The following is a 22,372-nucleotide window of genomic DNA, read 5'->3' as shown; positions in this document are numbered from 1 at the left end:
TTCGCTTTCTCTTGTAGCTTGCAGTTGCAGTTACCCTTTCCCCGCTATTGAACCGGAGAATCCCATGCTCAAACGTCCCCTGGCGGTCGCCGCCGGTCTCGTGCTGTCTTGCTGTGCCGTCATTGCCCAGGCTGCTGACACCCTGAGGGTAAGCGCCATCCCGGACGAAGCGCCGACCGAACTGCAGCGCAAGTTCAAGCCGCTGGGCGAATACCTTTCCAAGCAGTTGGGCATGGATGTGAAGTTCGTACCGGTGGCCGATTACCCGGCGGTGGTCGAGTCGCTGGCTTCCAATCGTCTGGACATGGCCTGGCTGGGCGGCTTCACCTTCGTCCAAGTGCACTTGAAGGACCCGACCGCCACGCCGCTGGTGCAGCGCGAGCAGGATGCCCAGTTCACCTCCAAGTTCATCACCGCCAACCCGGATGTGAAGAGCCTGGCCGACCTCAAGGGCAAATCGTTCGCCTTCGGTTCGATTTCCTCGACTTCCGGCAGCCTGATGCCGCGTTACTTCATGCTCAAGGAAGACAACATCAAGCCTGAGAGCTACTTCAGCCGCGTTGCCTACTCCGGCGCCCACGATGCCACTGTGGCCTGGGTCCAGGCTGGCAAGGTCGATGGCGGCGTGCTCAACGCCAGTGTCTGGCAGAAGCTGGTCGATGCCGGCAAGGTCGACACCAACAAGGTCAAGGTCTTTGCCACCACTCCGACCTACTACGACTACAACTGGACCGTGCGCGGCAACCTGGACCCGGCCCTGAAGCAGAAGATCAAGGCCGCTTTCCTGGCGCTGGACCCAGCCAACCCGGAGCACAAGGCGATCCTCGACCTGCAGGCCGCCAGCCGCTTCATCGAAACCAAGCCTGAAAACTACGTAGGCACCGAGCAAGCTGCCCGTGAGGCCGGTCTGCTCAAGTGACTATTCATCTGCACGGCGCCAGCCTGCGCCATGGCCAGGTTCGCGCCCTCGATGCGGTGAGCCTGCGCATCGACAAAGGTGAGCGGGTGGCGATCATCGGCCCTTCCGGGGCCGGCAAGTCGAGCCTGCTGCACCTGATGGCGACGGCGGTCCAGCCCAGTGCCGGGCGCCTGGAGCTGCTCGGCCAGCAACCTTGGGCGCTGTCTGCCAGAGCCCGCCAGCGCCTGCGCGCGCGGGTGGGCCTGGTGCACCAGGCGCCGCCGTTGCCACCGCGCCAGCGCGTGGTCACGGCGGTGCTGGCCGGGCGCCTGGGGCAGTGGGGCATCCTGCGTGGCCTGCTCAACCTGATCTACCCGAGCGATGTGCCTGGGGCTCGTCAGGCGTTGGCCGAGCTGGGACTGGCGGACAAACTGTTCGTTCAGTGTGGGCAGTTGTCCGGCGGTCAGTTGCAGCGAGTCGGCATTGCCCGAGCGTTGTATCAGCGGCCTGAAGTGTTGCTGGCCGATGAGCCGGTTTCGGCCATGGACCCGGTGCTCGCCGACCACAGCCTGGCTCTGCTCAATCGTCATGCCCAGGACAACGGCGTGACCTTGGTGGCCAGCCTGCACGCAGTCGATCTGGCACTGGCGCACTTTCCCCGAGTGATCGGGATCCGCGAAGGTCAGGTCGCATTCGACTGCCCTGCCCAGGCGGTGACCGAGAGCCTGCTCGATGCGCTTTATGCCAACGAACAGCTGGCCTCGCCGCCCACCCCTGGGCCGACCCTGACGGTACAGATCCCGCGATGCTGAAGGCCGACACACGCGACCCTGCGGCATTGCCCCGGCTGTTGCTGACCTTGCTCGCTCTGGCGTTGCTGTGGCCTGGGCTGCGCTTGAGCGAGCTGAACCCTGGTGTGCTGCTGCAGGCGGAAAACCGTCAGCAGATGGGCAGCTTCGTCAGCGCTTTCTGGCCACCGGCGCACGATGGCGACTTTCTCTCGCTGCTCTTCGAAGCCACCTTGCAGACACTGGCCGTGGCCACTGCTGGCATGGCCTTGGCATTGCTGCTCGCGGTGCCGACCAGCCTTTTGGCCAGTCGCGCCCTGTCGCTGAGGGCCGCCTCACGCGGTGGTCGCCCGGGGCTGTGGTCGCGGCTGCTGCGCATGCCGGTGCGCGGTTTGCTGGTATTTTTGCGCAGCGTGCCGGAGATCGTCTGGGCTTTATTGTTCGTGCGCGCCGTTGGCCTTGGGCCTACGGCTGGCGTGCTGGCGATTGCCATCACCTACGCCGGCATGCTCGGCAAGGTCTACGCGGAAATCTTCGAATCGGTCGACCAGCGCCCGGCCCATGCGCTGTTGCAGGCCGGAAGCGGGCGGTTGATGGCGTTCTTCTACGGCATCTTGCCCGGCGCTGCCGCGGAGGTGGTGTCCTACACCGTGTATCGCTGGGAGTGTGCGGTGCGGGCCTCGGTGGTGATGGGCTTTGTCGGTGCGGGCGGCCTGGGGCAGCAGATCGACTTGTCCATGCGCATGTTCGCCGGGGCCGAGGTCGCGAGCATGCTGCTGGCGTTCCTGGTGCTGGTGGTGCTGGCCGATCTGCTCAGCCGGGTGCTGCGGGGGAGGCTGGCATGAACCGGGTGATCAACCTGCTGATCGTCGTCGCGATTCTCGCCGCTGTGGTGGCGTCGTTCAGCTACCTTGAGCTGGACATGGCGTCGGTGGTCGGCAACGGCGGGCTGGCGCAGATGGGCGAATATGCACGCCGATTCCTGAGCCCGGACCTGTCCACCGAGCACCTGCGAGCCGTAGGCAAGGGCGCACTGGAGACCCTGGCCATGTCTGGGCTTGGAACCCTGCTGGCAATGGTACTCGGCCTGTTGCTGGCGCTGCCGGCCGCCGGCCGCTTCGGCTGGCCGCTGCAGGGCGCTGCGCGGTTGCTGCTCAATGCCTTGCGTGCAATCCCTGAGCTCGTCTGGGCCGCTTTGACCGTGCTCGCTGCGGGCCTAGGCCCCAACGCCGGTACCCTGGCTTTGGCCCTGCATACTGCAGGCGTATTGGGCCGCCTGTTCGCCGAGGCCCTGGAAAACGCCCCCGCCGAGCCTGCTGCGGCCATCCGCCTGCAAGGTGGCAGCCAGGCTGCGGCGTTCTGCTTCGGCACCTTGCCCAACCTCTGGCCGCAACTGCTTGCCTACAGCCTTTACCGCTGGGAGAACAACATCCGCATGGCCAGCGTGCTGGGCTTCGTCGGTGCCGGCGGATTGGGGCAGATGCTCTACACCACCCTGAGCCTGTTCCAGGAAGCCCAGGCCAGCACCGTGATCATCGGCATGCTGGTGCTGGTGCTGCTGGTGGATGCCTTCAGCGACGTGCTGCGCCAGCGGTACGTGCGCGCCTGAGCCCTTGGTGGGCTGCGCTCACTAGGAAAGGGCCGGGGAAGAGGGGGTCAAGCGAGCACCTGCCTCATCTGCACCAATGCCACTCGGCTGCCATCCGGCGCCTGGCGCTCTTCGATGCCAAACGGCACGAAGCCCAGCTGTGGATAAAGCAGCAAACCCGCCGTGTTGTGGTTGAAGCACGATACCCACACCTCCCGTGCCGCGAATCGCTCCCGCGCCTGGTCGATCATGCATTGCACCAGATAGCGGGCCACGCCGTGGCCTCGCGCGGCAGGGGCCACCACCACGTTGCCCAAGGCGCACACGCCACCATGCTCGGCCTTGTAGAAATTGGCAAAGCCCAGCACCACGCCATCGCCTTCGATCACCGTCGATCCGCTGCGCTGGGCGATGGCATCGCTCAGTTGGTCGGGCGTGAGCGGGTAGGTGGCCTTCGGGAACATGTAGAAGAGCTCGTCCGGGCCTTGAGGGAAGCAGCAGATAGCGGCGATGTCGTCGTGGCGTACGGGGCGGTGTGACAGCTTCATGGGGTATGCCTTCGAGGGGGGCTTCGATTTACATACTGATGGCGTTGCCGATCGACGAGCAAGTCGGGCTGCCGTTCGACTCTCATTCTCTAGTCAGTGCTTGTCCCCCAAAGAGTCGCAACGCGGCCCCGATGACATGGCTACGGACGCTGCCGCCCTTGACAGCAGGTGCGCAGCCCGCTCCAGGTCGCTTCCCCGCCGGTCGCTGGAAACAAGGTCATCCGCCCTACACACGCCAGCATCGCCGAGGTCTGATCCAGCGGCAGGATCGAGGCATGCCTGCGTGTAGCATGGTCAGCCAGAATGGCGCGTACGCTGTGGGAACGGGTTTACCGCGAAAAAGTCAACGCCATGCAGGCCAAATCCCAGGCACAAAAAAACCGACCATAAGGTCGGTTTTTTCCGGATCTTGGTGCCCCGAGGGAGACTCGAACTCCCACTCCTTTCGAAAACGGATTTTGAATCCGCCGCGTCTACCAATTCCGCCATCAGGGCTTGTGGGGGCGCAGTATAGAGAGCCGCCGTGGGTCGGTCAATCGGGTTTCATGGTCAATTTTCGTTCGTTGGGCTAAACTTTCCGACCCTGTCGAACCGAACACCATCATGCGCGTCGCCGATTTTTCCTTCGAACTCCCCGATTCCCTGATCGCCCGTCATCCCCTGGCCGAGCGCCATGGCAGCCGTCTGCTGGTCCTAGATGGGCCGAGCGGGGAGCTGGCGCACCGGCAATTCACCGACTTGCTGGAATACCTGCGCCCCGGCGACGTGATGATCTTCAACAATACCCGGGTCATCCCGGCGCGGTTGTTCGGCCAGAAGGCCTCCGGTGGCAAGCTGGAAGTGCTGGTCGAGCGCGTGCTGGACAGCTACCGGGTGCTGGCCCATGTGCGTGCCAGCAAGGCGCCCAAGCCGGGCACGCAAATCCTCATCGATGGCGGTGGCCAGGCCGAGATGGTGGCGCGCCACGAGACGCTGTTCGAGCTGCGCTTCACCGAGGAGGTGCTGCCGCTGCTGGACCGTGTCGGGCACATGCCGCTGCCGCCATACATCGATCGTCCGGACGAAGGTGCCGACCGCGAGCGCTACCAGACGGTCTATGCCGAGCGTGCGGGCGCCGTGGCGGCGCCGACCGCAGGCCTGCATTTCGATGAGGCCCTGCTGGAAAGGATCGCCGCCAAGGGCGTGGAACGTGCCTTCGTCACCTTGCATGTGGGCGCCGGTACCTTCCAGCCGGTGCGCGTGGACAAGATCGAAGACCACCACATGCACAAGGAGTGGCTGGAGGTCAGCCAGGAGGTGGTGGACGCTGTCCAGGCCTGTCGCGCCCGAGGTGGCCGGGTAATTGCCGTGGGTACCACCAGCGTGCGCTCGCTGGAGAGCGCCGCCCGTGATGGCCAGTTGAAGGCTTTCAGCGGCGACACCGATATCTTCATCTACCCGGGTCGGCCGTTCCATGTGGTCGATGCCTTGGTCACCAACTTCCACCTGCCGGAGTCCACGCTGCTGATGCTGGTCTCGGCCTTCGCCGGCTACCCCGAGACCATGGCTGCCTACGCGGCGGCGGTCGAACAGGGGTACCGCTTCTTCAGTTACGGTGATGCCATGTTCATCACCCGCAATCCGGCGCCACGCGGCCCCGAGGATCAAGCATGAGTCGCACCTGTCGAATGTCGTTCGAACTGCTGGCCACCGACGGCAAGGCCCGTCGCGGCCGTCTGACTTTCCCCCGTGGCACGGTAGAGACTCCGGCGTTCATGCCGGTGGGTACCTATGGCACGGTCAAGGGCATGCTGCCACGCGACATCGAAGCGATCGGCGCCGAGATCATCCTGGGCAACACCTTCCACCTGTGGCTGCGTCCAGGCACCGAGGTGATCAAGAAGCATGGCAGCCTGCACGATTTCATGCAGTGGAAAGGCCCGATTCTCACCGACTCCGGTGGTTTCCAGGTGTTCAGCCTCGGCGCCATGCGCAAAATCAAAGAAGAGGGCGTGACTTTCGCCTCGCCGGTCGATGGCTCCAAGGTGTTCATGGGCCCCGAGGAGTCCATGCAGGTCCAGCGTGACCTGGGCTCGGACATCGTGATGATCTTCGACGAATGCACGCCATACCCGGCCGAGCACGACGTGGCGCGCACCTCCATGGAGCTGTCGCTGCGCTGGGCCCAGCGCTCGAAGAATGCTCACGCCGACAACACAGCGGCGCTGTTCGGTATCGTTCAGGGCGGTATGTATCAAGACCTGCGCATGCGCTCGCTCGAAGCGCTCGAAAACATCGGTTTTGACGGCCTGGCCATTGGCGGTCTGTCGGTGGGCGAGCCCAAGCACGAGATGATCAAGGTGCTGGACTACCTGCCAGGCCAGATGCCGGCTGACAAACCTCGTTACCTTATGGGGGTAGGCAAGCCGGAGGATCTTGTAGAGGGTGTGCGCCGCGGCGTCGACATGTTCGACTGCGTGATGCCGACGCGCAATGCGCGCAACGGCCATCTGTTCGTCGATACCGGGGTGATCAAGATCCGTAACGCGTTCCATCGTCATGATGATTCGCCGCTCGATCCGACCTGTGATTGCTACACCTGCACCAACTTCTCGCGCGCGTATCTTCATCATCTGGATAAATGCGGCGAAATGTTGAGCAGCATGCTGAATACCATCCACAACTTGCGCCATTACCAGCGCTTGATGGCCGGTTTACGCGAGGCTATTCAACAAGGTAAATTGGCCGCCTTTGTCGACGCCTTCTATGCCAAGCGCGGGCTGCCTGTGCCGCCTTTGGACTGACTGTTCGCATCCATTATTAGAAAATATCCATTAGGAGTGCCCAATGAGCTTCTTGATTCCCGCCGCCTACGCGGACGCAGCAGCCCCTGCCGCCGGCCCTGCCGGTACCGGTTTTGAATGGATCTTCCTGGTCGGTTTCCTGGTCATCTTCTATCTGATGATCTGGCGCCCACAGGCCAAGCGTGCCAAGGAGCAGAAGAACCTGCTGAGCAACTTGCAAAAAGGTGACGAAGTTGTCACCAACGGCGGTATCGCCGGCAAGATCGTCAAAGTCTCCGATGACTTCGTGGTACTGGAAGTGTCCGACAACGTCGAGCTGAAGTTCCAGAAGGGCGCCGTTGCCGCGACCCTGCCAAAAGGTACGCTCAAGGCTATCTGAGTTACCGGTTATCTTTTCCAGTCGGGGCGCGCAACGCGCCCCGCGTCTTGAACGGGCGGCGTGATGCTGAACAAATACCCTCTGTGGAAATACCTGCTGATCCTGGTGGTACTGGCGATCGGCTTTATTTATTCCGCTCCCAACCTCTACCCGGATGACCCGGCGGTGCAGATCAGCGGTGCGAGCTCCGCGCTGCATGTGAGCCAGGCCGATTTGGATCGCGCCACCAAGGCGCTGACCGATGCCGGTATCGCCGTCAAGGGCGGCAGCCTGGGTGAGAAGGGCAGTGCGCTGGTGCGCCTGACCAACCAGGAAGACCAGCTCCCAGCCAAGGATGTGGTACGCAAGGCACTGGGCGATGATTACGTCGTGGCCCTGAACCTGGCCCAGACCACCCCGCAATGGCTGCGCAACCTCGGCGCCAGCCCGATGAAACTGGGCCTGGACCTGTCCGGTGGTGTGCACTTCCTGCTGGAAGTGGACATGGACAAGGCCATGAGCGCCCGTATGAAAGTCTACGAAGGCGAGGTCAAGACCTTGCTGCGCAAAGAGCGCATCCGCTATCGCAGCCTGCCCCAGCAGGACGGCGCGATCATGCTGGGCTTTGCCGACGATGCCACCCGCGAACAGGCTCGCAGCCTGGTCCGCAAGAATTTCAATGACTTCGACCTGACCACCACCGAGCGCAACGAGCTCGCCGTGCTGCGTCTGGCGCTGACCCCGGCCAAAGTCGCCGAGATCCGCGAATACTCGATCAAGCAGAACCTGACCACCGTCCGTAACCGGGTCAACGAGCTGGGCGTCGCCGAGCCGCTGGTTCAGCGTCAGGGTGCCAACCGTATCGTGGTCGAGCTGCCAGGCGTGCAGGACACCGCCGAGGCCAAGCGTATCCTGGGCAAGACCGCCAACCTGGAGTTTCGCTTCGGCGCCGAGCCGGGCGCGTCCAAGGCTACCACCGAGGTCTTCGAGTTCCGCGAAGGTGGCCGTTCCGCTGCAGTCGAGCGTGGCCTGATCATCACAGGCGACCAGGTGACCGACGCCCAGGCCAGCTTCGATGAGCATGGCCGTCCGCAGGTGAACATCCGTCTCGATGGTCACGGCGGCGAGCTGATGAGCCGCGCTACCCGTACCAACGTCGGGCGCAGCATGGCGGTGATCTTCATCGAGCAGAAGCCGATGACCCGCTACGAGAAGCAGATGGTCAACGGTGTCGAGAAAGACGTCGCGGTCCAGACCTTCAAGGAAGAGAAGAAGATCATCAGCCTGGCGACCATCCAGTCGCCGCTGGGCAGCCAGTTCCGTATCACCGGCCTGAACGGCCAGGGCGAATCGTCCGAGCTGGCCCTGCTGCTGCGCGCTGGTGGCCTGGCGGCGCCGATGTACTTTGCCGAAGAGCGCACCATCGGCCCGAGCCTGGGTGCCGACAACATCACCAAGGGTATCGATGCGTCCCTGTGGGGCATGCTGTTCGTCTCGCTGTTCATCATCGCCATCTACCGTGCCTTCGGCGTGCTGGCGACGATCGCCCTGGCGGGCAACATGGTATTGCTGTTGGCGCTGATGTCGCTGCTGGGCGCTACCCTGACCCTGCCGGGTATCGCCGGTATCGTACTGACCATGGGTATGGCGGTGGACGCCAACGTGCTGATCTTCTCGCGTATCCGTGAAGAGATCGCGGCGGGCATGTCGGTTCAGCGCGCCATTCACGAAGGCTTCAACCGTGCCTACTCGGCGATCGTCGATGCCAACCTGACCACGCTGCTGGTCGGCGGCATCCTGTTCGCCATGGGTACCGGTCCGGTCAAAGGCTTCGCCGTCACCATGTCCCTCGGGATTTTCACCTCGATGTTCACCGCCGTCATGATGACCCGTGCACTGGTCAACCTGACTTGTGGCGGGCGTGACATCAAGAAGCTGTGGGTTTGAGGGAGCTGACATGAAAACCATCAACTTCATGGGCGTACGCAACGTCGCGTTCGCCATCACTGCGCTCCTGACTGTCCTGGCGTTGTTCAGCTGGTGGCAAAAGGGCCTGAACTTCGGCCTGGACTTCACCGGCGGTACGCTGATCGAGCTGACCTATGAGCGTCCTGCGGACCTCAAGGCGGTCCGTGCCGAGCTGGTCGACTCCGGCTTCCACGAGGCTGTCGTGCAGAGCTTCGGCGCCACCACCGACCTGCTGGTGCGTATGCCTGGTGACGACCCGCAATTGGGTAATAAGGTGGCCGAAGCCCTGCAGAAGGCAGGTGGCGACAACCCGGCAACCGTCAAGCGTGTCGAGTTCGTCGGCCCTCAGGTGGGCGAGGAGCTGCGTGACCAGGGTGGCCTGGGCATGCTCCTGGCGCTGGGGGGCATCCTGGTCTACCTGGCATTCCGCTTCCAGTGGAAGTTCGCCGTTGGTGCAATCGTCTCGCTGATCCACGACGTGGTGGTGACGCTGGGTATCCTGTCGTTCTTCCAGATCACCTTCGACCTGACGGTGCTGGCGGCGGTCCTGGCGATCATTGGTTACTCGCTCAACGACACCATCGTCGTCTTCGACCGGGTACGTGAAAACTTCCGCGTCATGCGCAAGGCCTCGCTGATCGAGAACATCAACGTTTCGACCACCCAGACCCTGCTGCGTACCATCGCCACCTCGGTGTCGACCTTGCTGGCTATCGCTGCGCTGCTGTTCTTCGGTGGTGACAACCTGTTCGGCTTCTCCCTGGCGCTGTTCATCGGTGTCATGGCGGGTACCTACTCGTCGATCTACATCGCCAACGTGGTGCTGATCTGGCTGAATCTGAGCAGTGAAGACCTGATTCCGCCCGCCAAGACTGACGGTGTGGACGACCGTCCGTAAGGTTGTTTCCTACGCCATTTGGCGTAAAGAGAGGCGCGAGTATTGAACTCGCGCCTTTTTTTTTGCTCCAAGGCTGGGAGAAGGCGGGCGCGAGCCCGCAGGTGCGATCAGGAGGTTCACGTGAATAAATCAATGCTGGTGGGTGCGGTTCTGGGTGCTGTCGGTGTAACCGCCGGAGGTGCTGTGGCGACCTACAGCTTGGTGAACAAGGGGCCGGAGTACGCCCAGGTCACGGACGTGCAGCCCATCAAGGAAACCATCAAGACGCCGCGTCAGGTCTGCCGGGACGTCGCGGTCACGCGTCAGGCGCCGGTCAAGGACCAGCACCAGATCGCCGGTACCGTGGTCGGAGCAATCGCAGGTGGCCTGCTGGGTAACCAGATCGGTGGCGGCACCGGCAAGAAGATCGCGACCGTGGCCGGTGCGGTCGGTGGCGGCTATGCGGGAAACAAGGTGCAGGAGGGCATGCAGGAGCGTGACACCTATACCACCACGCAAACCCGCTGCAACACCGTCAATGACCTGAGCGAGAAAGTGGTCGGCTACAACGTGACCTATTCCATTGGAGACAAGGTCGGGCGGGTGAAAATGAACCACGAGCCGGGTTCGACCATCCCGCTGGACAAGAACGGCAACCTGGTCCTTAGCGAAAACCAGGCAGGACAATGACGCTCACGCCGGCACTCTGGTGCTGGCCGCTTCGCGGGTGAGTCCGCGCTCCCACAGGTTCTAGGCTTGCACAGCGCTTGTGGTCTTTCTCTGAACCATAAAAAAAGCACCCCGAGGGGTGCTTTTTTTATGCGGCAATCGGCGCTTAGCGTTTCATGTGCTCGGGCAGGTGTGGCTGGATGGCAGTCAGCACGGCCTTGAAGCACTTGATGTTGCCGGCGACGATGTGGCCTTTGTCGAGGAAGTCGTGGCCGCCATTGAAGTCGCTCACCAGTCCACCAGCTTCCTGGATCAGCAGTACACCAGCGGCCATGTCCCACTCGGACAGGCCCGACTCCCAGAAGGCGTCGAAACGGCCGGCAGCAACATAGGCCAGGTCCAGGCTCGCGGAGCCGGCCCGACGGATGCCGGCGGTCTGGCCAGTCAGGGCGCGGAACATACCCAGGTAGTTGTCCAGATCGGCCATCTGGTTGTCGCGGAACGGGAAGCCGGTACCCAGCAGGGCGCCTTCCAGGCTGGTGCGCGAGCTGACGCGCAGACGACGGCCGTTGAGTTGCGCGCCGCGACCCCGGCTGGCGGTGAATTCTTCCTGGCGAACCGGATCGACGATGACGGCGTGCTCAAGGCGGCCACGGTACTTGCAGGCGATGCTGACGGCGAAGTGAGGAACGCCACGCAGGAAGTTGGTGGTACCGTCCAGTGGGTCGATGATCCACAGGTAGTCCTTGCCTTCCTCGCCGGAGCCGGCGTGCAGGCCGGTCTCTTCACCCTGGATGGAGTGGTTCGGGTAGGCCTTGCGCAGGGCGTTGACGATGGTCTGCTCGGCGGCGCGATCGACTTCGGAGACGTAATCCTTGGCGTCTTTCTCGTCGACCTTGAGGCTATCCAGGCGTTCGATGGAGCGGAAAATCAGTTCACTGGCGCTGCGAGCGGCGCGCAGCGCGATATTCAGCATAGGCTGCATGGGCGTTTCACCTGGGATGTTAAAGAAGAAAGCCGCATATTCTATCAGAAAACTGTTCCGGCAGAAGGGTGACATTTGCTTTCATGGCGTTACGTCTGTCGGTTCTGTAAGATCGACTCCCCCTTTTCCTGTCTCTGTGAGCTCTACACCTTGCTGCAAAATATTCGTGTTGTTCTGGTCAATACCAGCCACCCCGGCAATATCGGCGGCGCTGCGCGAGCCATGAAAAACATGGGCTTGTCGCGCCTGGTGCTGGTCCAGCCACTGGATTTCCCTTCGGTGGACGCCACCGCCCGCGCATCCGGCGCCGATGACGTGCTGGAAAACGCCCAAGTGGTCGACAGCCTGGAAGCGGCGCTGGTCGGCTGCAGTCTGGCGATCGGCACCAGTGCCCGCGATCGCAGCATTCCCTGGCCCTTGCTCGACCCCCGCGAATGCGGTGCAAAGACCGTCGAGCAGGCGGGGGCTGGTGAGGAAATCGCCCTGGTGTTCGGTCGTGAGCACGCCGGTCTGACCAACGAAGAACTGCAGCGATGTCACTTCCACGTGCACATTCCCTCGAACCCCGACTTCAGTTCGCTGAACCTTGCCGCCGCGGTCCAGGTGCTCGCCTACGAGGTGCGCATGGCTTGGCTGGCGGCCCAAGGTTCGCCAACCAAAGTCGAGAAGTTCGAAGCCAACTCGCTGCGTAGCGGTGAGCTGGCGACCATGGACGAAATGGAGCTGTTCTACGAACACCTGGAGAAGGCTCTGGTGGAGATCGGCTTCCTCGACCCTGAAAAGCCCAAGCACCTGATGCCGCGACTGCGCAGGCTCTATGGGCGCAGCTCGGTCAATCGTTCGGAAATGAGCATTTTGCGCGGCATTCTCACCGAGACCCAGAAAGTCGCCCGGGGCGAGCCGCATAAACGGAAGGACTAGAAAGAGATGTTCGAGCGTCTGCGTGAAGATATCCAGAGCGTATTCCATCGGGACCCGGCGGCGCGCAACGCCTTCGAGGTGCTGACCTGCTACCCGGGCATGCATGCAATCTGGCTGCACCGCCTGGGCCACGCCTTGTGGATTCGTGACTTCAAGTGGCTGGCGCGCCTGGTGTCGAACTTCGGTCGCTGGCTCACCGGCATCGAGATCCATCCGGGAGCGACCATCGGACGGCGCTTCTTCATCGACCATGGCATGGGCATCGTCATCGGCGAAACCGCCGAAATTGGCGACGACGTCACCCTCTACCAGGGCGTGACCCTCGGCGGCACCAGCTGGAACAAGGGCAAGCGCCATCCGACCCTCGAGAATGGCGTGGTGGTGGGGGCGGGCGCCAAGGTGCTTGGTCCGTTCACCGTCGGGGCCGGGGCCAAGATAGGCTCCAACGCCGTGGTCACCAAGGCAGTGCCTGCGGGTGCCACAGCGGTCGGCATTCCGGGGCGTATCATCGTCAAGACCGAGGACACCGAGGTCGAAGCCAAGCGCAAGGCCATGGCTGAAAAAATCGGTTTCGATGCCTACGGCGTCAGTGGCGATATGCCTGACCCGGTTGCCCGTGCGATCGGTCAGATGCTCGATCATCTGCAAGCGGTCGACGAGCGGCTGGAAGGTATGTGCGGGGCGCTGACCAAACTCGGTAGCGATTATTGCGGCAAGGAGCTGCCTGCGCTGCCCGAGGAAGACTTCGTCGAAGTCAAGCAAGCCGCACAGAGCGACACTCAGCCGCATTGATTACGGCGCCATGACACACGGGGCGTGTGCTCGCGCCCCTGGTCTGTTAAACTCGCGCCCGCCTCCCTGATGCAAACCCGACTAAAGCAGTAGGTCTAATAGTTGACTTAAATGCTCGGGAATCGCATACTCGCTCACATCCTGTAACTCCCGTGGTACCCATTAGCCATGCGACTGACTACCAAAGGCCGATATGCCGTGACCGCCATGCTCGATCTGGCGTTGCACGCGCAGCATGGGCCGGTGTCTTTGGCCGACATTTCCGAGCGCCAGGGCATTTCCCTCTCTTATCTGGAGCAGCTGTTCGCCAAGTTGCGCCGCAGCAGCCTGGTTTCCAGCGTGCGCGGCCCGGGTGGCGGCTACCAGCTGTCGCGGGGCATGGAAACCATCCAGGTGGCCCAGGTCATCGATGCGGTCAACGAATCGGTCGATGCCACCCGTTGCCAGGGCCTGGGGGACTGTCACGCCGGTGACACCTGTCTGACCCATCACCTGTGGTGCGACCTCAGCCAGCAGATCCATGAATTCCTTAGCGGTATCAGCCTGGCCGACCTCGTCATGCGCCGCGAGGTGCAGGAAGTCGCCCACCGCCAGGACCTGCGACGCGTCGCGGGCCGTACCGCCCAGCTGGACAAGATTGAGACGTCCGCCGTCGACTGATAGCAGCGACGAGCGACGCCACCGCCTGATAGGAGATACTCAATGAAGTTGCCGATCTACCTCGATTACTCCGCGACCACTCCGGTCGATCCCCGTGTCGCCCAGAAGATGGCCGACTGCCTGCTGGTCGACGGGAACTTCGGTAATCCGGCCTCGCGCTCCCACGTCTTCGGCTGGAAAGCCGAGGAAGCGGTCGAGAACGGCCGTCGCCAAGTCGCCGAGCTGATCAACGCCGACCCGCGCGAGATCGTCTGGACCAGCGGTGCCACCGAGTCCGACAACCTCGCCCTCAAAGGCGTGGCGCACTTCTATCAGACCAAGGGCAAGCACATCATCACCTCCAAGATCGAGCACAAAGCGGTCCTGGATACCGCTCGCCAGCTCGAGCGTGAAGGTTTCGAAGTCACGTACCTGGAGCCGGGTGAAGACGGCATCGTCACCCCGGCCATGGTCGAGGCTGCACTGCGCGAAGACACCATCCTGGTCTCGCTGATGCACGTGAACAACGAAGTCGGCTCGATCAACGACATCGCCGCCATCGGTGAGCTGACCCGCTCGCGTGGTGTGCTGTTCCATGTCGACGCCGCGCAGTCGGCCGGCAAGGTCGAGATCGACCTGCAGAAGCTCAAGGTCGACCTGATGTCGTTCTCGGCGCACAAGGTCTATGGTCCGAAGGGCATCGGCGCGCTGTACGTCAGCCGCAAACCACGTGTACGCCTGGAAGCCATCATCCATGGTGGTGGTCATGAGCGCGGCATGCGTTCAGGCACCCTGCCGACCCACCAGATCGTCGGCATGGGCGAGGCCTTCGCCATCGCCAAGCAGGAAATGGCCGCCGAGAACGCGCGCATCAAGGCCCTGAGCGACCGCTTCTTCGAGCAGGTATCCAACCTCGAAGAGCTGTACGTCAACGGCAGCCGCACTGCCCGCGTGCCGCACAACCTGAACCTGAGCTTCAACTACGTTGAAGGCGAATCGCTGCTGATGTCGCTCAAGGACATCGCCGTATCGTCCGGTTCGGCCTGTACCTCCGCTTCGCTCGAGCCGTCCTATGTGCTGCGCGCCCTGGGGCGCAACGACGAACTGGCGCACAGCTCGATCCGCTTCTCCTTCGGCCGCTTCACCACCGAGGAAGAAGTCGACTACGCCGCGCAGAAAGTCTGCGAGGCCGTGAACAAACTGCGTGAGCTGTCGCCGCTGTGGGACATGTACAAAGACGGCGTTGACATCTCCAAGATCGAGTGGGCCGCCCACTAAGCAGTCGCCAGCAAGAGCGGCTCCCTGATGAGGAAGGAATTGCACCATGGCATACAGTGAAAAGGTCATCGACCACTACGAAAACCCACGCAACGTCGGCAAGATGAACGCCGATGATCCGGATGTCGGTACCGGCATGGTCGGCGCGCCGGCTTGCGGCGACGTCATGCGCCTGCAGATCAAGGTCAACGAGCAAGGCGTCATCGAAGACGCCAAGTTCAAGACCTACGGTTGTGGCTCGGCGATCGCCTCCAGCTCCCTGGCCACTGAGTGGATGAAGGGCAAGACTCTGGACGAAGCCGAGACCATCAAGAACACCCAGCTGGCCGAAGAACTGGCGTTGCCGCCGGTGAAGATCCACTGTTCGGTACTTGCCGAGGACGCCATCAAGGCGGCCGTGCGCGATTACAAGCAGAAGAAAGGCTTGCTCTAAGTCGCCTGTCGCAAGGCCACTGACGTTGAGGAAAGAGTTCCGATGGCTATCAGCATGACAGAAGCCGCCGCCAACCACGTGCGGCGTTCCCTCGAAGGGCGCGGCAAGGGCGAAGGCATCCGCCTGGGCGTGCGCACCACCGGCTGCTCGGGCCTGGCTTACGTCCTGGAGTTCGTTGATGAACTGGCCGCCGAAGACCAAGTGTTCGAGAACCATGGCGTGAAGGTCATCATCGACCCGAAGAGCCTGGTGTACCTCGATGGCACCGAGCTGGACTTCGTCAAGGAAGGGTTGAACGAAGGCTTCAAGTTCAACAACCCCAACGTGCGCGGTGAGTGTGGCTGCGGCGAAAGCTTCAATGTCTGAGGCTTGACGTGGGTACTCCTTGCCATTTCGCTCTGTTTGACCTCCAGCCTGGTTTCCGTCTGGACCTCGATAAACTGGCCAATCGCTATCGCGAGCTGGCCCGTGAGGTCCATCCGGACCGTTTCGCCGATGCCTCCGAGCGTGAGCAGCGCGTGGCGCTGGAAAAATCGGCGGCACTGAACGACGCCTACCAGACTCTGCGCAGCGCACCGCGCCGTGCCCGTTACCTGCTGGCCATCAGTGGCCATGAAGTGCCCCAGGAAGTCACCGTGCACGATCCGGACTTCCTCCTGCAGCAGATGCAGTGGCGCGAAGAGCTCGAAGAGCTGCAGGACGAAGCCGATCTGGAAGGTGTGGCGGTGTTCAAGAAGCGCCTTAAGGTCGCACAGGAGACGTTGAACGAGGACTTCGCCGCCTGCTGGGACGTGGCTGGCGAGCGTGACAGGGCCGAGCGCCTGATGCGCCGCATGCAGTTCCTCGACAAGCTCGCCCAGGAAGTGCGCCAACTCGAAGAGCGCCTCGACGATTAACTCCGGCGTTGCCCGTGACGACGCCTAAGGTACTCAGATAAGCATGGCCCTACTGCAGATCGCCGAACCCGGTCAAAGCCCTCAGCCTCACCAGCGTCGCCTGGCGGTGGGGATTGACCTGGGCACCACCAACTCCTTGGTCGCTGCCGTGCGCAGTGGTCGCAGCGAACCCCTGCCCGATGAGCAGGGCAACGTCATTTTGCCGTCCGCGGTGCGCTACCTCGATGGCCGCAGCGAAGTCGGCCTGGCTGCGCGCGAAGCCGCTTCTAGCGACCCGCTCAACACCATTCTTTCGGTCAAGCGCCTGATGGGGCGTGGCTTGGCCGACGTCAAGCAATTGGGTGAGCAACTGCCGTACCGCTTCGTCGGCGGCGAGTCGCATATGCCGTTCATCGACACTGTCCAGGGGCCCAAGAGCCCGGTGGAAGTGTCTGCAGACATTCTCAAGGTATTGCGCCAGCGCGCCGAGCAGACCCTCGGCGGTGAGCTGGTGGGGGCTGTGATCACCGTTCCGGCCTATTTCGACGATGCCCAGCGCCAAGCCACCAAGGACGCTGCGCGCCTGGCCGGTCTTAATGTCTTGCGCCTGCTCAACGAGCCTACCGCAGCTGCCGTGGCCTATGGCCTGGACCAGAACGCCGAAGGGCTGGTGGCCATCTATGACCTGGGTGGTGGCACCTTCGATATTTCCATCCTGCGCCTGACCGGTGGTGTCTTCGAAGTCCTCGCCACTGGCGGCGACACGGCCTTGGGTGGCGACGATTTCGACCATGCCATCGCCGGCTGGATCATCGAACAGGCCGGTCTTTCGTCCGACCTTGACCCGTCTGCCCAGCGCCAGCTGTTGCAGGCTGCCTGTGCTGCCAAAGAAGCCCTGACCGACGCCGATGTCGTCAGCGTGCGTCATGGCGACTGGCACGGAGAGTTGAGCCGTGCCGGTTTCGAAGCGCTGATCGAACCGCTCATTGCCCGTAGCCTCAAGGCCTGCCGCCGCGCCGTGCGCGACAGTGGCGTTGAGCTCGAGGAGGTCGGTGCGGTGGTGATGGTCGGTGGATCGACCCGCGTACCTCGCGTTCGCGAGGCGGTGGGTGGCCTGTTCGGCCGTACTCCGCTGACTTCGATCGATCCGGACCAAGTGGTTGCCATCGGTGCTGCCATCCAGGCCGATACGCTGGCCGGCAACCGTCGTGAAGGCGGCGAACTGCTCTTGCTGGACGTCATCCCGCTGTCCCTGGGCCTGGAAACCATGGGCGGGCTGATGGAGAAGGTGATCCCGCGCAACACGACCATTCCGGTGGCTCGCGCGCAGGAGTTCACCACCTACAAGGATGGCCAGTCGGCCATGATGATCCACGTCCTGCAGGGCGAGCGCGAGCTGATCAGCGATTGCCGTTCGCTGGCGCGCTTCGAGCTGCGCGGCATCCCGGCCATGGTGGCGGGCGCGGCGAAGATCCGCGTCACCTTCCAGGTGGATGCCGATGGCCTGCTCAGCGTCTCGGCCCGTGAGCTGGGTTCGGGCGTTGAGTCCAGTATCCAGGTCAAGCCGTCTTATGGGCTGACCGACGGCGAAATCGCCCGCATGCTCAAGGATTCCTTCGAGCATGCCGGTTCCGACAAGCAGGCGCGCCAGTTGCGCGAGCATCAGGTCGACGCTGAACGCCTGCTCGAAGCGGTGCAGGGCGCCCTGGATGCCGATGGCGATCGACTGCTCAGCAGCGACGAGCGCGAAGCGATCGAGTACCAGATGCAAGAATTGCGTGATTTGCTCAGCGGCACCGATGGCGCGGCCATCGAGCAGCAGACCAAGCGTCTGTCGCAGGTGACCGATGCATTTGCCGCCCGTCGCCTTGATTCGACGGTCAAAGCCGCACTGGCCGGGCGCAACCTGAATGAGATCGAGGAGTAACCGATGCCCCAGGTGATTTTCCTGCCGCACGAGAAGTTCTGCCCGGATGGGCTGGTGGTGGAGGTGGAGCCAGGCACCAATATCCTGGAGTTGGCTCACGAGCACCACATCGAAATGGAGAGCGCCTGCGGTGGCGTTTGTGCCTGCACCACCTGTCATTGCATCGTCCGCGAGGGTTTCGACTCTCTGGAGGAAGCCGATGAGCTGGAAGAGGATATGCTGGACAAGGCCTGGGGTCTGGAGGCGCAATCGCGTCTGGCCTGCCAGGTGATCGTCGGGGAAGAAGACCTGACCATCGAGATTCCCAAGTATTCGCTCAACCACGCCGCCGAAGCGCCGCACTGAGGTTTCAGCATGAGCCTGAAATGGATTGATGTACTTGAGATCGCCATCCAGCTTGCGGAAAGCAAGCCGGACGTCGATCCTCGTTATGTGAATTTCGTCGATCTGCACCGCTGGGTGCTGGCTTTGCCAGAGTTCAGCGACGATCCGTCACGCGGCGGTGAGAAGGTGCTCGAGGCCATCCAGGCGGCCTGGATCGAAGAAGCCGACTGAGCGTTACCTGCAGGTTAGGCAATCCCCTGGAACCCGCGTATAATTCGCGGGTTTAATTTTTCGCAACACTCAATTTTCTGGAGTTATCCATGGCTGTTCAACGTACTTTCTCCATCATCAAGCCTGACGCCGTCGCCAAGAACGTCATCGGCGAAATCACCACTCGTTTCGAGAAAGCCGGCCTGCGTGTCGTCGCTTCGAAAATGAAGCAACTGTCCAAAGCCGAAGCCGAAGGCTTCTACGCTGAGCACAAAGAGCGCGGTTTCTTCGCTGATCTGGTTGCCTTCATGACCTCTGGTCCAGTCATCGTTCAGGTTCTGGAAGGCGAAAACGCCGTTCTGGCCAACCGTGAGCTGATGGGCGCTACCAACCCGAAAGAAGCTGCTGCCGGCACCATCCGCGCCGACTTCGCCGTTTCCATCGACGAGAACGCTGTCCACGGTTCCGACTCGGAAGCTTCGGCTGCCCGCGAAATCGCTTACTTCTTCTCCGCTACCGAGCTGTGCGACCGCATTCGCTAAGCGAAGCAGGTCTTGGGTGATTCCATGAGTGACATGACTGGCAAGATCAACCTGTTGGGCCTGACCCTGCAGGAAATGGAAAAATTCTTCGAGTCCATCGGAGAGAAGCGTTTTCGTGCCGGTCAGGTCATGAAATGGATTCACCACTTTGGCGTCGATGATTTCGCTGCCATGACCAATGTCGGCAAGGCCTTGCGCGAAAAGCTCGAGGCCGTTGCCGAGATTCGGGCTCCGGAAGTGGTCAGCGAAGACATTTCCGCCGACGGTACCCGCAAGTGGGTGGTCCGCGTTGCCTCCGGCAGCTGCGTCGAGACCGTCTACATTCCCACCGACGATCGCGGCACCCTCTGCGTTTCGTCCCAAGCCGGCTGTGCGCTGGATTGCAGTTTCTGCTCCACCGGCAAGCAAGGCTTCAACAGCAACCTCACTGCCGCCGAAGTGATCGGCCAGGTGTGGCTTGCCAACAAATCCTTCGGGACCGTCCCGGCCAAGATCGACCGCGCCATTACCAACGTGGTCATGATGGGCATGGGCGAACCGCTTTTGAATTTCGACAATGTCATCGCCGCCATGAAGATCATGATGGATGATCTGGGCTATGGCATTTCCAAGCGCCGCGTCACGCTTTCCACCTCGGGCGTGGTGCCGATGATCGACGAGCTGGCCAAGCACATCGATGTGTCCCTGGCCCTGTCGCTGCACGCGCCCAATGACGAACTGCGCAACCAACTGGTACCGATCAATAAGAAGTACCCGCTGAAGATGCTGCTCGAATCGTGCATGGGCTACATGTCGACCCTGGGCGGCAAGCGTGTGCTCACCATCGAGTACACCCTGCTCAAGGACGTCAACGACCAGCCCGAGCATGCCGCCCAGATGATCGAGCTGCTGCGCGATGTGCCGTGCAAAATCAACCTGATCCCGTTCAACCCGTTCCCGCATTCAGGCTACGAGCGGCCGAGCAACAATGCCATCCGCCGCTTCCAGGATCTGCTGCACCACGGTGGCTTCAATGTCACCACCCGCACTACCCGCGGCGAAGACATCGATGCCGCCTGTGGTCAACTGGTCGGCCAGGTCATGGATCGCACCCGTCGCAGCGAGCGCTACATCGCCGTGCGCCAGTTGAGCGCCGATGCAGAGCGCCAAGACAACGCCCCGCGCCACTGACGGTACCCGCCCATGACCTTGCGCGCCGCGCTGTCGATCCTGTCGCTTTCGCTGCTGGCCGGCTGCGTGTCTGGTGGCGCAGGTGACCCTCTGGCCAGTCGCCAAGGGCGCGAAGAGGCCGTGCGGGCCTACGTGCAATTGGGCCTGGGTTATTTGCAACAAGGTTTGACCGGGCAGGCCAAGGCTCCATTGGTGCGAGCCTTGGCACTCAACGGCGGCGATGCCGATGCCCACGCCGCGCTGGCGCTGGTGTTCCAGGCCGAAGGCGAGCCAGAGCTGGCCGAAGCGCATTTCCGTAAGGCCCTGGCAGCGCGCCCGGGGGACACGCGTATTCGCAACAACTACGGCAGTTTCCTTTATGCTCAGGGGCAATTTGCCAAGGCCGAGCAGATGTTTCGCCAAGCCGCCGCCGATACCCTGTATCCTGAGCGCTCGCGAATCTACGAGAATCTTGGCCTGGTCGCCCTGAAGCTCGAGCGTCGGGACCGGGCGCATGAGTATCTGGTCAAAGCCCTGCAACTCAATCCGCAGCAACCGAAGGCGTTGCTCGAAATGGCTGAGTTGTCCTATGAAAACAGGCATTATGTGCCGGCCCGGGACTACTACGATCGTTTCAGCCAGCTGAACGACCCGAGCGCCCGTAGCCTGTTGCTGGGTAGCCGCCTTGCCCAGGCATTCGACGAGCCTGGCACGGTGGCCGAACTGGGCCAGCAATTACAACGACTTTATCCCGGTACGCCGGAATATCAGCAATACCTGTCGGAGCAACGATGAAAGCCGCGCACCCCGAAGTAGCAGCAGCGACTCGCCAGAATCCCGGTGAGGTCTTGCGCCAGGCCCGCGAGAATCGGGAATGGTCGCAAGCCGAGGTGGCCCGCAAGCTCAACCTCACGGTAAGTTCGTTGAACAACCTTGAAAACGGCGCCTTCGACAAGCTGCCGGGGCACACCTTCGCCCGCGGATACATCCGTGCCTATGCCAAGCTGATGGGCATGGACCAGGCGCCTCTGGTCGAGGCATTCGATCACTACACCGGCACTCATGCCAAGGGCAGCGAGGTCCATTCCCTGGGCCGGATCGAAGAGCCGGTGCGTCTGTCGCACAACATCCTGCGCGGCGTCAGCCTGCTGTTGCTGGTGGTCGTAGTCGGTGGTGGCTTCTTCTGGTGGCAGGACCAGAGCAGCCTGCGCGGCAAGGACCTGGCCAAGATCGCCCTGGAGCATGTCGAGGTCGAAAGCGCCGACGGCACCACCCAGATCCACCCGCTGGACGAGCCGGAAGACCAGGCTGTCACCGAAGGCCAGCAACCGGAAGCCTCACCGCTGCCGCTTGAGCAGGCCACCGAGGGCTCTACGCCTGAGGCGGTCATCAGCAGCGAAGCGCCGGCAAGCACGACCGAAACCCCTGCAGTCACGCCAGCGCCTCAGGCTCCAGCCGCCAACGCGCCTGTGGCACCTGCTGCTGCTCCTGTGGTGCCCGCCGCAGCTCCGTCGGCACCGGCCGCTCCTGCCAATGCACCGCTCACGGCCGCTACGACCCCGTCCGAAGCGCCGGTGGGCAGCGCCAAGGTTCAAATCCAGTTCACCGCCGATTGCTGGACCCAGGTCACCGACGGCAACGGCAAGGTGCTGTTCAGCGCCATCAAACGCAAGGGCGACAGCCTCGACCTGAGCGGCAAACCGCCGTTCTCGGTACGCCTGGGCTTTGCCCGTGGCGCCCAGGTCAGTTACAACGGCCAGCCGGTCGACGTAGCTCCGTTCACCAGTGGCGAGACCGCTCGCCTGAAGTTGGGACAGTAA

The 22,372-nt window shown here is 62.6% G+C and carries 26 protein-coding genes and 1 tRNA gene; 24 read left to right on the top strand and 3 right to left on the bottom strand.

The window, feature by feature from the left end:
* Nucleotides 1-64: 64 nt before the first annotated feature.
* Genes DQ397_RS00505 through phnE form a run of 4 tightly spaced genes read left to right on the top strand, consistent with a single transcriptional unit; the run spans nucleotide 65 to nucleotide 3,295 of the window.
* Nucleotides 65-919 carry a putative selenate ABC transporter substrate-binding protein gene (locus DQ397_RS00505; protein ID WP_043208053.1) on the top strand — a complete coding sequence of 285 codons (855 nt, stop codon included), beginning with the start codon at nucleotides 65-67 and terminating at the stop codon, nucleotides 917-919.
* On the top strand, nucleotides 916-1,710 hold the full coding sequence (locus DQ397_RS00500; protein WP_043208056.1) for a phosphonate ABC transporter ATP-binding protein: 795 nt from the start codon (nucleotides 916-918) through the stop codon (nucleotides 1,708-1,710). The genes DQ397_RS00505 and DQ397_RS00500 overlap by 4 nt, the downstream gene beginning before the upstream one ends.
* Nucleotides 1,704-2,531, top strand: a complete 828-nt coding sequence (locus DQ397_RS00495; protein ID WP_043208058.1) for an ABC transporter permease — start codon at nucleotides 1,704-1,706, stop codon at nucleotides 2,529-2,531. Before DQ397_RS00500 ends, DQ397_RS00495 begins: the two co-directional genes overlap by 7 nt.
* Entirely contained in the window at nucleotides 2,528-3,295 is a 768-nt protein-coding gene (gene phnE, locus DQ397_RS00490; protein ID WP_043208061.1) for a phosphonate ABC transporter, permease protein PhnE, read from the top strand. The genes DQ397_RS00495 and phnE overlap by 4 nt, the downstream gene beginning before the upstream one ends.
* Before the next feature lie 47 nt (nucleotides 3,296-3,342).
* Here phnE and DQ397_RS00485 read toward each other — a convergent pair whose 3' ends face one another.
* Together DQ397_RS00485 and DQ397_RS00480 are read right to left on the bottom strand one after the other, a co-directional pair.
* Complete coding sequence (locus tag DQ397_RS00485; RefSeq protein ID WP_043208062.1) at nucleotides 3,343-3,822, bottom strand: GNAT family N-acetyltransferase; 480 nt, start codon at nucleotides 3,820-3,822, stop codon at nucleotides 3,343-3,345.
* 410 nt (nucleotides 3,823-4,232) lie between these two features.
* Nucleotides 4,233-4,317: transfer RNA gene (locus tag DQ397_RS00480), tRNA-Leu, on the bottom strand.
* Nucleotides 4,318-4,425: 108 nt separating this feature from the next.
* Between DQ397_RS00480 and queA the strand changes: the two genes are divergently transcribed.
* From queA to DQ397_RS00450, 6 genes are all read left to right on the top strand, one after another.
* Nucleotides 4,426-5,475, top strand: coding sequence for a tRNA preQ1(34) S-adenosylmethionine ribosyltransferase-isomerase QueA (gene queA / locus DQ397_RS00475; RefSeq protein WP_043208065.1), 1,050 nt, complete (start codon nucleotides 4,426-4,428; stop codon nucleotides 5,473-5,475).
* Nucleotides 5,476-5,489: 14 nt separating this feature from the next.
* Entirely contained in the window at nucleotides 5,490-6,605 is a 1,116-nt protein-coding gene (gene tgt / locus DQ397_RS00470; protein ID WP_167358102.1) for a tRNA guanosine(34) transglycosylase Tgt, read from the top strand.
* Nucleotides 6,606-6,648: 43 nt separating this feature from the next.
* Complete coding sequence (yajC, locus tag DQ397_RS00465; protein WP_023382222.1) at nucleotides 6,649-6,984, top strand: preprotein translocase subunit YajC; 336 nt, start codon at nucleotides 6,649-6,651, stop codon at nucleotides 6,982-6,984.
* Nucleotides 6,985-7,047: 63 nt separating this feature from the next.
* Entirely contained in the window at nucleotides 7,048-8,910 is a 1,863-nt protein-coding gene (secD, locus tag DQ397_RS00460; RefSeq protein ID WP_043208070.1) for a protein translocase subunit SecD, read from the top strand.
* 10 nt (nucleotides 8,911-8,920) lie between these two features.
* The gene (gene secF, locus DQ397_RS00455) at nucleotides 8,921-9,829 is read left to right on the top strand and encodes a protein translocase subunit SecF (protein ID WP_043208072.1); all 909 of its coding nucleotides are present in this window, start codon (nucleotides 8,921-8,923) and stop codon (nucleotides 9,827-9,829) included.
* Nucleotides 9,830-9,949: 120 nt separating this feature from the next.
* Nucleotides 9,950-10,498, top strand: a complete 549-nt coding sequence (locus tag DQ397_RS00450) for a glycine zipper 2TM domain-containing protein (RefSeq protein ID WP_043208074.1) — start codon at nucleotides 9,950-9,952, stop codon at nucleotides 10,496-10,498.
* A 145-nt stretch (nucleotides 10,499-10,643) separates the two neighbouring features.
* On the opposite strand, the gene suhB is transcribed toward DQ397_RS00450, so the two are convergent.
* The gene (gene suhB / locus DQ397_RS00445) at nucleotides 10,644-11,462 is read right to left on the bottom strand and encodes an inositol-phosphate phosphatase (protein ID WP_043208077.1); all 819 of its coding nucleotides are present in this window, start codon (nucleotides 11,460-11,462) and stop codon (nucleotides 10,644-10,646) included.
* Nucleotides 11,463-11,612: 150 nt separating this feature from the next.
* Between suhB and trmJ the strand changes: the two genes are divergently transcribed.
* From trmJ to DQ397_RS00375, 14 genes are all read left to right on the top strand, one after another.
* On the top strand, nucleotides 11,613-12,383 hold the full coding sequence (trmJ, locus tag DQ397_RS00440; RefSeq protein ID WP_043208080.1) for a tRNA (cytosine(32)/uridine(32)-2'-O)-methyltransferase TrmJ: 771 nt from the start codon (nucleotides 11,613-11,615) through the stop codon (nucleotides 12,381-12,383).
* A gap of 6 nt (nucleotides 12,384-12,389) precedes the next feature.
* Complete coding sequence (cysE, locus tag DQ397_RS00435) at nucleotides 12,390-13,175, top strand: serine O-acetyltransferase (RefSeq protein ID WP_043208082.1); 786 nt, start codon at nucleotides 12,390-12,392, stop codon at nucleotides 13,173-13,175.
* A 168-nt stretch (nucleotides 13,176-13,343) separates the two neighbouring features.
* Nucleotides 13,344-13,835 carry a Fe-S cluster assembly transcriptional regulator IscR gene (iscR, locus tag DQ397_RS00430; protein WP_043208084.1) on the top strand — a complete coding sequence of 164 codons (492 nt, stop codon included), beginning with the start codon at nucleotides 13,344-13,346 and terminating at the stop codon, nucleotides 13,833-13,835.
* Nucleotides 13,836-13,877: 42 nt separating this feature from the next.
* The gene (locus DQ397_RS00425; RefSeq protein ID WP_043208086.1) at nucleotides 13,878-15,092 is read left to right on the top strand and encodes an IscS subfamily cysteine desulfurase; all 1,215 of its coding nucleotides are present in this window, start codon (nucleotides 13,878-13,880) and stop codon (nucleotides 15,090-15,092) included.
* Nucleotides 15,093-15,138: 46 nt separating this feature from the next.
* Nucleotides 15,139-15,525, top strand: coding sequence for a Fe-S cluster assembly scaffold IscU (gene iscU, locus DQ397_RS00420; RefSeq protein ID WP_043208088.1), 387 nt, complete (start codon nucleotides 15,139-15,141; stop codon nucleotides 15,523-15,525).
* 42 nt (nucleotides 15,526-15,567) lie between these two features.
* Nucleotides 15,568-15,891 carry an iron-sulfur cluster assembly protein IscA gene (gene iscA, locus DQ397_RS00415; RefSeq protein WP_043208089.1) on the top strand — a complete coding sequence of 108 codons (324 nt, stop codon included), beginning with the start codon at nucleotides 15,568-15,570 and terminating at the stop codon, nucleotides 15,889-15,891.
* Between the two features lie 8 nt (nucleotides 15,892-15,899).
* A complete protein-coding gene (gene hscB, locus DQ397_RS00410; RefSeq protein ID WP_043208091.1) occupies nucleotides 15,900-16,421 on the top strand; it encodes a co-chaperone HscB in 522 nt (173 codons plus the stop codon).
* 43 nt (nucleotides 16,422-16,464) lie between these two features.
* Nucleotides 16,465-18,327: a Fe-S protein assembly chaperone HscA gene (gene hscA, locus DQ397_RS00405; RefSeq protein ID WP_043208093.1), complete on the top strand. Its 1,863-nt coding sequence runs from the start codon at nucleotides 16,465-16,467 to the stop codon at nucleotides 18,325-18,327.
* Between the two features lie 3 nt (nucleotides 18,328-18,330).
* Entirely contained in the window at nucleotides 18,331-18,672 is a 342-nt protein-coding gene (gene fdx / locus DQ397_RS00400; RefSeq protein ID WP_043208095.1) for an ISC system 2Fe-2S type ferredoxin, read from the top strand.
* Between the two features lie 9 nt (nucleotides 18,673-18,681).
* On the top strand, nucleotides 18,682-18,882 hold the full coding sequence (gene iscX / locus DQ397_RS00395; RefSeq protein ID WP_023382209.1) for a Fe-S cluster assembly protein IscX: 201 nt from the start codon (nucleotides 18,682-18,684) through the stop codon (nucleotides 18,880-18,882).
* 89 nt (nucleotides 18,883-18,971) lie between these two features.
* Nucleotides 18,972-19,403: a nucleoside-diphosphate kinase gene (gene ndk / locus DQ397_RS00390; protein WP_023382208.1), complete on the top strand. Its 432-nt coding sequence runs from the start codon at nucleotides 18,972-18,974 to the stop codon at nucleotides 19,401-19,403.
* A gap of 24 nt (nucleotides 19,404-19,427) precedes the next feature.
* Entirely contained in the window at nucleotides 19,428-20,573 is a 1,146-nt protein-coding gene (rlmN, locus tag DQ397_RS00385) for a 23S rRNA (adenine(2503)-C(2))-methyltransferase RlmN (RefSeq protein ID WP_043208097.1), read from the top strand.
* Nucleotides 20,574-20,585: 12 nt separating this feature from the next.
* Nucleotides 20,586-21,347 (top strand): type IV pilus biogenesis/stability protein PilW, encoded by a 762-nt coding sequence (gene pilW / locus DQ397_RS00380; protein WP_043208099.1) that lies wholly within the window; start codon nucleotides 20,586-20,588, stop codon nucleotides 21,345-21,347.
* A complete protein-coding gene (locus DQ397_RS00375; protein WP_043208102.1) occupies nucleotides 21,344-22,372 on the top strand; it encodes a RodZ family helix-turn-helix domain-containing protein in 1,029 nt (342 codons plus the stop codon). Before pilW ends, DQ397_RS00375 begins: the two co-directional genes overlap by 4 nt.

The sequence above is a fragment of the Pseudomonas sp. CK-NBRI-02 genome, assembly GCF_008124495.1.
In the GTDB taxonomy this organism is placed as follows: Bacteria; Pseudomonadota; Gammaproteobacteria; order Pseudomonadales; family Pseudomonadaceae; genus Aquipseudomonas; species Aquipseudomonas guariconensis.
This window is presented reverse-complemented; position numbering and strand designations above follow the sequence as displayed.

Coding starts and splice junctions, on each gene's coding strand:
- ndk (WP_023382208.1), top strand. CDS start 18,972: ATGGCTGTTCAACGTACTTTCTCCATCATCAAGCCTGACGCCGTCGCC.
- hscA (WP_043208093.1), top strand. CDS start 16,465: ATGGCCCTACTGCAGATCGCCGAACCCGGTCAAAGCCCTCAGCCTCAC.
- rlmN (WP_043208097.1), top strand. CDS start 19,428: ATGAGTGACATGACTGGCAAGATCAACCTGTTGGGCCTGACCCTGCAG.
- DQ397_RS00485 (WP_043208062.1), bottom strand. CDS start 3,822: ATGAAGCTGTCACACCGCCCCGTACGCCACGACGACATCGCCGCTATC.
- pilW (WP_043208099.1), top strand. CDS start 20,586: ATGACCTTGCGCGCCGCGCTGTCGATCCTGTCGCTTTCGCTGCTGGCC.
- queA (WP_043208065.1), top strand. CDS start 4,426: ATGCGCGTCGCCGATTTTTCCTTCGAACTCCCCGATTCCCTGATCGCC.
- secF (WP_043208072.1), top strand. CDS start 8,921: ATGAAAACCATCAACTTCATGGGCGTACGCAACGTCGCGTTCGCCATC.
- phnE (WP_043208061.1), top strand. CDS start 2,528: ATGAACCGGGTGATCAACCTGCTGATCGTCGTCGCGATTCTCGCCGCT.
- secD (WP_043208070.1), top strand. CDS start 7,048: ATGCTGAACAAATACCCTCTGTGGAAATACCTGCTGATCCTGGTGGTA.
- DQ397_RS00425 (WP_043208086.1), top strand. CDS start 13,878: ATGAAGTTGCCGATCTACCTCGATTACTCCGCGACCACTCCGGTCGAT.
- yajC (WP_023382222.1), top strand. CDS start 6,649: ATGAGCTTCTTGATTCCCGCCGCCTACGCGGACGCAGCAGCCCCTGCC.
- DQ397_RS00375 (WP_043208102.1), top strand. CDS start 21,344: ATGAAAGCCGCGCACCCCGAAGTAGCAGCAGCGACTCGCCAGAATCCC.
- iscU (WP_043208088.1), top strand. CDS start 15,139: ATGGCATACAGTGAAAAGGTCATCGACCACTACGAAAACCCACGCAAC.
- fdx (WP_043208095.1), top strand. CDS start 18,331: ATGCCCCAGGTGATTTTCCTGCCGCACGAGAAGTTCTGCCCGGATGGG.
- iscX (WP_023382209.1), top strand. CDS start 18,682: ATGAGCCTGAAATGGATTGATGTACTTGAGATCGCCATCCAGCTTGCG.
- iscA (WP_043208089.1), top strand. CDS start 15,568: ATGGCTATCAGCATGACAGAAGCCGCCGCCAACCACGTGCGGCGTTCC.
- DQ397_RS00495 (WP_043208058.1), top strand. CDS start 1,704: ATGCTGAAGGCCGACACACGCGACCCTGCGGCATTGCCCCGGCTGTTG.
- tgt (WP_167358102.1), top strand. CDS start 5,490: ATGTCGTTCGAACTGCTGGCCACCGACGGCAAGGCCCGTCGCGGCCGT.
- cysE (WP_043208082.1), top strand. CDS start 12,390: ATGTTCGAGCGTCTGCGTGAAGATATCCAGAGCGTATTCCATCGGGAC.
- iscR (WP_043208084.1), top strand. CDS start 13,344: ATGCGACTGACTACCAAAGGCCGATATGCCGTGACCGCCATGCTCGAT.
- DQ397_RS00505 (WP_043208053.1), top strand. CDS start 65: ATGCTCAAACGTCCCCTGGCGGTCGCCGCCGGTCTCGTGCTGTCTTGC.
- suhB (WP_043208077.1), bottom strand. CDS start 11,462: ATGCAGCCTATGCTGAATATCGCGCTGCGCGCCGCTCGCAGCGCCAGT.